Origin of the sequence: Kitasatospora sp. NPDC058218, assembly GCF_042882445.1 — a bacterium.
In the GTDB taxonomy this organism is placed as follows: domain Bacteria; phylum Actinomycetota; class Actinomycetes; order Streptomycetales; family Streptomycetaceae; genus Kitasatospora.
The window spans coordinates 70,565-80,711 of record NZ_JBHVWC010000048.1 but is presented as its reverse complement, the minus strand read 5'-3'; the positions used below and the strand labels follow the sequence as shown (position 1 = coordinate 80,711).

9 protein-coding genes and 1 pseudogene are annotated in these 10,147 nt (G+C 73.0%); 6 read left to right on the top strand and 4 right to left on the bottom strand.

All coding sequences use genetic code 11. From position 1 onward, the window contains the following. Positions 1-704 precede the first annotated feature (704 nt). The 3 genes from ACFVYI_RS28120 (at position 705) to ACFVYI_RS28110 (ending at position 2,814) form a co-directional block, all read left to right on the top strand. Positions 705-1,289 carry an NADPH-dependent F420 reductase gene (locus tag ACFVYI_RS28120; protein ID WP_387890601.1) on the top strand — a complete coding sequence of 195 codons (585 nt, stop codon included), beginning with the start codon at positions 705-707 and terminating at the stop codon, positions 1,287-1,289. A 275-nt stretch (positions 1,290-1,564) separates the two neighbouring features. After that, positions 1,565-2,419, top strand: coding sequence for an IS5 family transposase (locus ACFVYI_RS28115; protein ID WP_355671091.1), 855 nt, complete (start codon positions 1,565-1,567; stop codon positions 2,417-2,419). Further along, entirely contained in the window at positions 2,416-2,814 is a 399-nt protein-coding gene (locus ACFVYI_RS28110) for a hypothetical protein (protein WP_387890598.1), read from the top strand. Before ACFVYI_RS28115 ends, ACFVYI_RS28110 begins: the two co-directional genes overlap by 4 nt. Before the next feature lie 143 nt (positions 2,815-2,957). Here ACFVYI_RS28110 and ACFVYI_RS28105 read toward each other — a convergent pair whose 3' ends face one another. After that, the gene (locus ACFVYI_RS28105; protein WP_387890595.1) at positions 2,958-3,173 is read right to left on the bottom strand and encodes a hypothetical protein; all 216 of its coding nucleotides are present in this window, start codon (positions 3,171-3,173) and stop codon (positions 2,958-2,960) included. A gap of 99 nt (positions 3,174-3,272) precedes the next feature. Continuing rightward, positions 3,273-3,562: pseudogene (locus ACFVYI_RS28100) on the bottom strand (DUF6192 family protein); the annotation flags it as partial. A gap of 582 nt (positions 3,563-4,144) precedes the next feature. Between ACFVYI_RS28100 and ACFVYI_RS28095 the strand changes: the two are divergent. Further along, positions 4,145-4,621, top strand: a complete 477-nt coding sequence (locus ACFVYI_RS28095; protein ID WP_387890593.1) for a hypothetical protein — start codon at positions 4,145-4,147, stop codon at positions 4,619-4,621. 439 nt (positions 4,622-5,060) lie between these two features. Here ACFVYI_RS28095 and ACFVYI_RS28090 read toward each other — a convergent pair whose 3' ends face one another. Further along, positions 5,061-5,384 (bottom strand): hypothetical protein, encoded by a 324-nt coding sequence (locus tag ACFVYI_RS28090; RefSeq protein ID WP_387890591.1) that lies wholly within the window; start codon positions 5,382-5,384, stop codon positions 5,061-5,063. A gap of 1,729 nt (positions 5,385-7,113) precedes the next feature. On the opposite strand from ACFVYI_RS28090, the gene ACFVYI_RS28085 reads away from it, so the two are divergent. Then, positions 7,114-7,371, top strand: a complete 258-nt coding sequence (locus ACFVYI_RS28085; protein WP_387890589.1) for a hypothetical protein — start codon at positions 7,114-7,116, stop codon at positions 7,369-7,371. Positions 7,372-8,680: 1,309 nt separating this feature from the next. Here ACFVYI_RS28085 and ACFVYI_RS28080 read toward each other — a convergent pair. Then, positions 8,681-9,331: an SDR family NAD(P)-dependent oxidoreductase gene (locus ACFVYI_RS28080; RefSeq protein ID WP_387890587.1), complete on the bottom strand. Its 651-nt coding sequence runs from the start codon at positions 9,329-9,331 to the stop codon at positions 8,681-8,683. Between the two features lie 566 nt (positions 9,332-9,897). Here ACFVYI_RS28080 and ACFVYI_RS28075 point away from each other — a divergent pair. Continuing rightward, complete coding sequence (locus tag ACFVYI_RS28075; RefSeq protein ID WP_387890585.1) at positions 9,898-10,053, top strand: hypothetical protein; 156 nt, start codon at positions 9,898-9,900, stop codon at positions 10,051-10,053. Positions 10,054-10,147: the final 94 nt, after the last annotated feature.

The window sequence follows — 10,147 nt, the reverse complement described above, 5'->3', positions numbered from 1 at the left end:
GACGCCAACATCAGGCCCGGACCAGCCACTACAAGAGACGAGGCCACAGCCCAAGAGCTGAAGCCTCGTCACGGTAAGCACCGTTGCAGTACTAGCCGGGCCCGCGTCAGGCGGCACCAGGCCACCGCGCTCCTCTCCGCCCTGGTACTGCTCCCACCGCCACGGCACATGCCGCGAGTGCAGCCAGTGGTGTCCGCAGGTGCGGCAGCGAGAGTGGGTGATCCGCTTCGCCATGAACCCGTGCGCCACGTTCATCCACTGCCCCTGCGCCTGGACGTGCTCGGGCCGGTGTCGACCGCACCCCTCCACCCCGCAGATCCAGTACCCGTCCGGCTGCACCGGCCCCTCCCGGAACCAGTGCTCTGCCCCGTGATCAGCACCCGGCCGTTCACACCTCGTGGCTCCTTCGGCGCGGGGCCCTCCACTACCCAGCTCATGCCCACTCCACCCCGTGCTCGGCGAGCTGCACGAGCTCTGCACACTGCTGCGCGAGGCGGGGGCGTGAGGCCCGCCCGGCGGGAGAGCGGGCGGGGCGCACCCGAGGGCGCCGAGCCCCGCTGCCCGGGCGACACCGGCATCCACCGGTTCGCCGGTGGGGCTCCGCGCGGGCCCGAGCAGGACCCGGCGGCGCCAGGCTCCCGGAATATCCCTGCCGTTCAAGGGAGTTGACCCGGAAGCCATCCGCATCCAGAGGGGGACACACCATGCGCATCGCCGTCATCGGAGCCGGCAGGGTCGGCTCCGGCCTGGCTCGCGCCTTCCACGCCGCCGGGCTCGACGTCGCCCTGGGCACCCGGGACCCGGCCGCCGCCCCGGACGGGCCGGTGAGGGCGGTCGGGATCACCGAGGCGCTGACGGGCGCCGACACCGTCGTGCTGGCCGTCACCGGTACGGCCGTGGACGGGCTGCTCGCCGAGCACGGCGCGGCCCTGGACAGCCTGCTGGTCGTCGACGCCACCAACCGGGCCGCCCGGCCCGACGGCGTCCTGCACAATGCCGAGGCCGTGGCGCGGCACGCCCCGGGTGCCCGGTACGCGCGGGCGTTCAACAGCGCCGGGGTGGAGCTGTTCGGCGGGCCGGACCACGACGGGGCCGCCGCCGACCTGCTGTTCTCCGCCGCCGAGGCGGACCGGGCCGCGGTCGAGCGGCTGATCGGCGCGGCCGGCCTGCGCCCGGCCTACCTGGGGCCGGACCAGTACGCGGACCTCGACGCCGCGCTGCGCCTGCTGGCCCGGCTCACCGCGGTCAGCGGCAGGCGCCACCTGGGCTGGCGGGTGATCGCCGAGTGACCGGACCCGGATGCTACTTGCTCCGGTCTGACCCGGCGTCAGCCCCGCCCTCCTGCTCTTCCTGGTGTTCAACCAGGTGCCCAGCGAAATGCGTCACCGACACCTGATCCTCGCCTCCGGGCCCGGTCTCCACGGTTGTGTCGTCCCGATTGATTTGAAGATCTCTCCCTCTCAGAGGACGTTAAGTCCGTTTCTGGATGATCTGGTGTCGCCCGTTCGTGTGTACGGAGTCGTTCAGGCTGACTCGCGTGTCGTGTGCATGATGCTGTTGGGGCATGGAACGGATGCCGTACTCAACGGACTTGTCCGACGGGCAGTGGGCCTTGATCGAGCCGCTGGTCACCGCCTGGAAGCAGGAGCGGGTGTCGCGCTCGGCGACCGGGGACCCGGGCTCCTGCGACCTGCGCGAGGTCGTGAACGCGCTGCTGTACCAGAACCGGACGGGCTGCCAGTGGCGGCTCCTGCCGCACGACTTTCCGGCCTGGTCGGCGGTGTTCTACTACTTCAGCCTGTGGCGCCAGGACGGCCTTGACCAGCGGATCCAGGAGATCCTGCGCTGCCAGGTGCGGGAGCGGGCCAGACGATTAGAGGACCCGTCCCTGGTGATCATCGATACCCAGTCCGTGCGCGTGGCGGCCGGGGTGCCGAAGGAGACCACGGGACTGGACGCGAACAAGAAGACGCCCGGCAGGAAGCGGGGACTCGCCGTCGACGTGCTGGGCCTGATCATCGGTGTGGTGATCCTCGCCGCGAGCGCGCACGACAACGAGGCCGGCATCGCCCTGCTGGACCAGGCAGCCGAACGATGCGGGATGCGCCTGGAAAAGGTCCTGGTCGACCAGGGCTTCAAGGACGCCGTAATCATCCACGGGGCGGTGAAGGACATCACCGTCGAGGTGGTCCGTCGCAACCCCGACACCCAGAGCAAGGGCTTCGTTCCGCAACCGAAGCGGTGGGTGGTCGAGCAGGTCAACGGCACCCTCATGCTCCACCGGCGCCTCGCCCGTGACTACGACCACCGGCTGGACAACGCCGCCTCCCGCGTCTACTGGGCCTCCACTGCCGGCATGCTCCGCCGCCTCACCACCCCCAGCCCCGCCTGGCGCGACGAGGTGGGGCTGGCCGCGTGAACGTCACCGAACTCCTGCGGCTGTTGCAAGCCGAACACGACGAGACCACCGCACGCGCCGACGGCCTGCGAGAACAGATCGAGCAACTCACCCGTGCCCTGGCCGAAGTCGAGGCCCGCCTCGCCGAGATCGTCACCACCCGCAAGGTCATCGACAGCCTCGCCCTGCCCGACCACGCACAGGCCTCCGAGGAGCCCGCCACCGTCTACCAGCGCATCGTGACCGCCTTCAACGAGCACCCCGAGCGGGTCTTCCAGGTTCGCGACCTCCACGAACTCCTTGGACTGCCCACCGACGAGCCCTCGATCAACGTCACCCGCTCCCGCCTGGGACGACTCGTTCGTCAGGGACTCCTCGACCAACCCGGACGCGGCCGCTACCAGAAACGGACTTAACGTCCTCTCAGAGGAGAACCCACCCGGCGAGGGGGAGCTTGGTTGGACGTGTTCGCGTGTGCCGGGTGCTGCACCGAGCTGACGGCACCGGTGTCCCGGGTCGCACTACCCGTCCACACCCACCACGGGGCGTGGGAGTAACTTCATCCTCCGCTGATGGCGTCGGCGACGTACGCCATCGACCCGCAATCCACCGGACCGCCCTGGCGGTTGTGGGAGGAAGTCGGAGAGGAAGCGGCTGCCCGGAAGGGCGTGTACGCGTCGACGTCGATGAGCACCGTGCCGTAGGTGTGGCCCTTTCGGAACGCGAACTCGTCGACGCCGAGCGCCCGCACGGATAAGGCGGGTGGGTCGGGCAACCGTCGGACCTGGCGCAGGATCGTCCCCCGGCTGGCCCGGAGACCCAAGGTACGGTGCGAGGCGGCTGCCGACCTGCGCTCGGAGGCGCGGGGCATCGCCTACTCGCCCTGGAGCAGACGGGCCAGTTCGCCGTCCATGTCGACCTTGCCGGTTCGACCGCGGTCTCGATCCAGTCGAGGGTGGTACTCACCCGCGCGCAGTTCTCCCGGATCACGGCCTGCTCGTCGCCGCCGAGCTGGCGGTCCCGCAGTCCGGGGACCACCCGCCCGGCCGCAGCGACGAACGCGTGGCAGGCGGTCACCAGGTCCAGGAACTCCACCGACCGGTCGATCTGCCGGATCACCGGCGCGAGAGGGCTGTTCTCCTCGAAGTGCTCCCGGGCCCGGCGACCGGGCCCGGCGACCGGGGCCGTCAGCGTCCTGGTGGCGGCGGCGGGCGGGCATCGTCCCGGGGGCGGCGCCGGATCGGAGCGGCGGCGGACGGCGCCCCGTCCCTGCGGGAGGGAGCGCTGCCCGGACGGACAGCGCCGACATCGCGCACCGCCGCCTCGCCGGCGACCACGTCTGTACCGCCCTCGTCCGGGTAGGCCCGCACCCTCACCGACGCCGACCACCAGGCCGTCCGGGACCTCCGCTCCCACCGGGCCCTGTGGCCGGCACGTGATTGCGGGATCTCACCGTGGGCCCGGGCGCCGGGGGCCGGTCGGAGGCTGGGGTGCGAACAGCGGGACACTTCCACGCTGGGCCGCCGCCGTCGGCGCAGCGACCGGGGAGTGGGGGACACGCCTCATGCCCCCACGAGCCGGACGGTCGCCGGACACCCGTGGTCTCCTGCGGCCGCACAGGGCCGGGCGTGGATCCGTCGACCAGCAAGTGCCGACGAGCCTTCGAAGTGGGAGCCTGGCAACAGGGGGTCTCCCGCCAGGTCGCCCGAGTCGGCGACCAGGCTACCCACCCCGAGGAGCCCACACATGGCCAGCAGCAACGCCGACAAAGCGCCGCCCGAAGTCGAGGTGTCCCGGCGGCCGCTGGTGACCGGCTGGACCGTCTTGGCCGCGGTACTGATGATCTTCGGTGGCGCCATGGCGATATTCGAGGGGATCGCCGCCATCGCCAAGGACGACCTGATCGTCGTCACCCACAACTACACCTTCAAGATGAACACCACCGGCTGGGGCTGGATCCACCTCATCCTGGGCATACTCGTCGTTCTGGTCGGCGTGGCCCTCTTCACGGGCGCTGTCTGGGCACGTGCCGTCGGTGTCGTCGTCGTCGGGCTCGGCATGATCGCCAACTTCCTGTGGCTGCCCTACTACCCGTTCTGGGCCATCGTGCTGATCGCCATCGACATCTTCATCATCTGGGCTCTCTGCGCCGGAACAACGGCGGGCTCGACGCGGTCACCGCGGCGGGGTCCGCGGCGGCCGGTGCGGCAGCTGCCGCCATGAGCACACGGACGACACCCGGCCGGGTTCCCACCGTCGGGTCGAGGATCCGACCGGAAAGTGCACCGTGTCGTCGAGATGGAGCAGCTCCTGCGGAAGATGGCCGGCGCTGCTGTCGTACGGCCGGCCCGGTCGATCGACTTCTGGCGCGGTCAGTGTCGCACCGAGTACTCGGACCGGTGGCGGGACTACGCCGACGCGGTCCCCGTCCTGATCGCCGTGACGGCCTGCACTCCCTCACCGACGCGCTCGACAACCCCCAGGACCGTGCCGCGTACGACAAGCGGCAGGACGAGCACCGGGCCGAGAAGGCCCGCCGGCACCGCGCCTTCCTGCAGACGCTGGCCTTCACCGACCGCGGCGCAGTACCGGAGCACAAGGAGGTCTGGATCGAGGGCGGCACCTACTGGAGCCAATGCGAGGGCGACACCTGCCACCCCTGCTACGTCGAGCCCTCTGTCGTCTGTGCGGAGGTGTCGGGGGTGTGGCCGGCGGGGGCGAGTTCGGGTTGTGGGCTTCGCTGACGGAGGTGGTTGCCGACGTAGTGGACGACGGCGAGGCCGATGGCGAGGATGGCGATGCCGGCGAGGATCTCGACGCCGCGGTGCTCGGCTTCCGCGGCGACCTGGCCGGGGGCGGCGAGGGCCGAGGTGAGCGGGGCGGAGGGGGTGAGGATGGCCACGGGCAGGGCGGCGGCGGCGCCGAGCGCGGTGCCGATGGCCTTGCCTCGGATCCGCTCGGCCTTGCCTGCGGCGATGTAGAGCACGGAGATGATGATCGACTCCGGTACCCAGTAGGGCTCGGCCCAGCCGAGCGCGACGCCGAGTGCGGCCGCGGCGCCGAGGGCTGCGGCGAGGGTGGCCGCGACGAGGGCCGCGACCGGCGGGGGCGGGTGTCGCCCTCGACGACGGGGGCGGCGCCGAAGCGGTGGGCGATCGCGATGCCGTAGCCGATGCCGAGGGCGGTCATGGTGCCGGAGATCAGCGCGTCGGTGCCGGAGGGCGCCGGGACGGTGAACGTGGCGGCCAGGGCGGTCATCGTCAGCGGCGGGAGGCGGCCGAAGCCGATCCCGGCCCCGGCGAGGGCGCCGGTCACCGCGAGGAGTACCGGCCACCACCAGCCGTAGGCCGTGAAAGCGCCCAGGCCGGCCGCGGCCCCCGCCACGGGGACGAGGTACACCATGCGGCGGGTGCCGCCGGTCTTCGCGCCGGTGACGCCGAGCAGCAGCCCGAGGAACACGGCCTGGGCGCCCGGCTGCCCGGCGACCGTCCCGGCGACCGTCCCGGCGACCGCGACGGGCAGCACGACCGCCACCACGACCGCACCGAGAATGTGCAGCCACCGGCGGGCACCCGACGGCCCGCCCGCAGCCGTCACCCCATCCGGCCCTGCGCCGTCCGGGACGTCCGCGTGCCCGGCCTCGCCCACCGCACCGCCCTTGCCCTGCCCGGGACCGGGCCCCGTTCACCCGGCCACCTCACCCTACGCAGCCGCAGGTTCCGGGCCGGGAAACGCCGCCGACGCATCCGGGACGGGTCTCGCCCACGGGCCTGCGCCCGCGAGGCGCAGGCGGTGGGCCGGGTGGGTGAGGCCGTTGTGGGCGTGTGCGCTGCCGGTCGGCCCAGGGCCGGGCCGGGCCTGTTGTAGGGATGGGCGACAGGCGCGGCTGGGGCCCGCGGCGCTGAGAGCCGGCCGAGGTTGGTCCGAGAGGAAGAGCTGGTGATGAGCGCCGATCAGACCCCTTCGGTGCGGGCCTGACCCTGGTGCTTGCGGTGGGATCGCAGGTTGTGGCGAGCCTGCTACCGGTCGGGTTCACCGTCGGCGCAGGGGCCGGCGCACAGAGCGGTCGTCTGTCCGTGGAGTTCCGTCACCATTTCACGGTGACGGGACCTGGAGGTCACTACAAGCCGCCCCGCTGTGGGTGGTTGGGGGTGTGGTGGGTCCGTTCCCGTTTCGGGGTTGTCCCCGGTCCGTCCGTCTCCCGGCTTGCTGCTCGCGCGGTCCTTGTCCGGCTGCCCGCCCCGCCCTGTCTGGCCGGCGTGGATCCGGCCGACGTCGAGTAGGTGCTCGCGCCCGTGCCTCGCCGCCGGCTTCTCCGAGCCGGGCACCGGGGCGGTCGGGCACAGGGCCTCGGGGAAGGTGGCCGTCACGGCGGGGCCGGCCGCGGTGAGGTGCCAGGCCTTCGCGCGGCCGGCCAGCGGCAGGTGACGAACTCAGCCAGGCCCTCGGCCTGGAGGCGTCCTGGGCACTTCCTTGCCCGCCTCGGTCGGTGCCGCCCCTGTTCGTGTTCGCGTGCCACCTGTGGTTGGTGCGGCTGAGCCCCGGCTCGGGGCCGGCGCCGTCCGCTGCTGGCGGGCGAGGTGCGGCGAGGGGTCCGTTGGGGTGGTCTGGGCCGGTCCCGTGCCGGGGCGTGACGCCGCGTGAGTGAGGTTCGTGTAGTTACCGAATCGGGGCCGGCATGCCGGCCGGCCCGGCACTCCGCGAAGGGACACCGCATGCCCACGTACGACACCGAGGTCTCCACCGGCTCCGGCGGCTGGCAGGACGACCAGCCGCTCACCCTCCACATCGCCCACCGCGCTGACACGGTCGGCGCCGACGAGGCACCGGCGACGGGCACCACCGTCACCTGGAACGGTCCCGACTCGGGCTCCGGCAGCGTCACCTTCTTCGACAACGGCGACCGCTTCCAGGGCACCGCCCAGTTCCCGGGCGAGGGACCCGTCCACTACCGGGGCACGATCTCCGGCTGACGGTCACCCCTCGCAGCGGCCCCAGGGCTTGCTGCCCGGGGCCATGCCCCGGGCAGCAGGACCACCCTCGCCACAGGGCTCCTGCGGGCGCCGAAGCAAGCCCTTGCAGGCCGCGAGAGACCGCGCCGCCAGGCCGGCCGTCGAAGGCGTACCAAATCCGGGGCGGATAGCGTCCGTCAGGCCGCCCACGGCACGGCGAGGTTCCTTCAAAGCGCGCGCACGGTGCCTGCGGGCGAAGGGGTCCGCCGAAACTCCCGGGTGGCTCCCCGCGGCGGTCGCCTGTCCGTGATGATCAGTCACCATCCCCGGTGACGGAACCGGCTGGGGCCGCGCCCCGAAGTGCTGCCCGCCCCCGGGCAATGGTGTGGGGGCGGGCAGCGCCCGGTCAGCCTACGAGACGCTTCGCCGGGTGGTTCCGTCACCAGCCTCCGGTGACGGAACCACCATGGTCCGGCCCGGCCGGCTCCCGCCGCCCAGGCCGGCCAGGGCGCTCGTCCCGCTGTTCCCCGTCGGGCTGCCCGGGCCGCCCGTTCGGGCCTGCCTGCCCGTGCCCGCTGGGGCTTCGCCGGGTGATTTCGTCACCGAACGCTGATGACGGAACCTCGCTGCGGCTGCTTTCGGCCGCCCGACTGCTCCCGGGTTCGGGGCCGTGGCAGGGCCGTTGTTCCGGCTCGGGTGTTCTGCGTCGGCCGCCCGATCTGCAAGCCCTCGGGATCGTGACCTGACCACGGCTCGAGCGCTTGATGCGTCTCTTGTTGGACCAATTTGGCCCGCCTGGGCGGGATCGGATACCGGTTCCGGGGCGCTTCGGTGTTCCGGTTCTGGTGACTGTGGGTGTTCGTGTCGCGGTCGGTGGAGACCGTCGCAGGGCCCCGGGCGCGGCTCCTGGCGGCTGGGGACGGTCGCGGGCCCTGGCTGAATTGACGGACGGTCGGAGTGCGTTCCTGGTCGTGCTGGAATTTCGCCGACCAGTTCGCCGGGAATCGCCGTGGGATTGTGCCGGTTCGGATGCTCGGGGAATGCCGTCGTGACCGGCCGCCGGGTACCGCGGGTTCCGTCGGTCCGGCCGGTGCGAGGGACCGGCGGGGGTCCGGGCGGTTCCCGTCCCGGACCCCGGCCCGTCCTGCCGGTCCTGCCGTGGTTCGGGCCGCTGTCCTCCGGGGCCGGCGGGTGTTGGCCGGCCTCTGGCCGGGGCGAGTCCCCGCTGCTGTCGCCGCTATCGCCGGGTTCCCGCTGCCCGTGCGAGCCCGCCATCGCGAACTGCTGTGCCTGGGCGACGCCCTGCGGCAGGAGGCCTCGTGACCCGAGGTCAGCCCCCGTGGACCACCTCCTGCTCCCAGTCTGCGCGCGGCTGGGTGTGCAGCCGCCAGTAGTGCTCCGCGATGTCGTCCGGGTCGAAGGCGGTGCCGGGGGCGACCGCGCCGGCCACGGTCACACTGGCCGCGTGCACACCCGCCGCGCCGTAGGTCTGGTCCAGCAGCGTGACGAGGGTGCGCACGCCCGCCTTGCCCAGGGACAGGCTGACGTACTCCGGCTTCGGCTCGGGCATGCCGCCGGTCACCAGGACGGTGCCCCGCCCGCGCTCCGCCATCCCCGGTGCGACGTGCGCGGCGGCGGTCAGCGCGCCCACCACGTTGACCGCCCAGGCGTCCAACTGCTCGCGGGCGGACGACTCACCGACGGCGTCCGGCCGGATCAGTGCCGCGTTGTAGACCAGTACGTCCGGCTGCCCCAGCTCCTCCGCCAGCCCGTCGAGCGCGGCCCGCAGCGCCTGCTCGTCCGTGCTGTCGGCGGTGCGCACCGCGACCTTGCCGCCGATCCGCCGCACGGCCCCGGCCACCGCCTCGGCCATCGCCCCGCTCCGCGCGACCAGGCCGATCGGCAGGCCCTCCCGCGCGAACCGCAGCGCCACCGCCTGTCCGATCCCCGGCCCCGCTCCGACGATCACTGCTCCGGCCATGCCGTCCTCCCCGTTTCGTATGATCCTTGACACCGCCAACACCCGGGAGCCACAGGCGCATTCCCCGCCCCAGGAGTTCACTCGTGCGAGTGGTCCGACTCGGACCGGGAACCTTTCGGACCGCCGACGGCGCAGGTGGGAGCGTTGCGCGCCCGGCTGTCCGACGCTGTCCGCAGTTGTCCGTCCCCGGGGGCGGCCGGCGGCGTCGCCGTTCCCGCGTCGGGCGGTCGCCGCCGACTCGGGCCGGGGCGCTCTCGTCGGCCCGGACACCGACGGCCAGGTCTGAGCCGCGCGCCGCCCCCTGGCAGCTGTTGACCCGGAGCAGTTCGACCGAGGCCCGGCCGCCGCCCCGATCGCGTCGGCGGCCCGCTCCGGCACGGTGCGGTGCCCGCCGTCCGGCTGCCGGGCCGCGAGCTCGCGCACCCACCGGGCCGACCGCCGGCCCGCCTCCGACGCCTCGGCCGACACCTCGTTCACCGCCTGCCGCTGTCGGCGGCCGAGGGCAGGAAGGGCGACCCCTGCGGGCCTGGTTCGCGGCGAGGTACGGCTTCGACCCGGACCGCCCGGTGCGGTGGGAGATCGAGGCCCCGGAGCGGGACGAGCTGCGCGACCCGCTGACGGCCGCGGTCGAGCCGTACGTCGACCGCACGCTCCTGGCCGAAGTCCTCGCCGACGAAGCCCGCCAGCGCGAGGAGCCGCGCGCGTTCCTGGAACAGTGGTGAGCCGTCAGGCAGCTGGGACAGGCCCGAGAGACCCCCTGTCCCAGTACCGTCCCAGCGGGCCCGCCGCCGTTCCCCGCCACCGGCCCTGACCTAC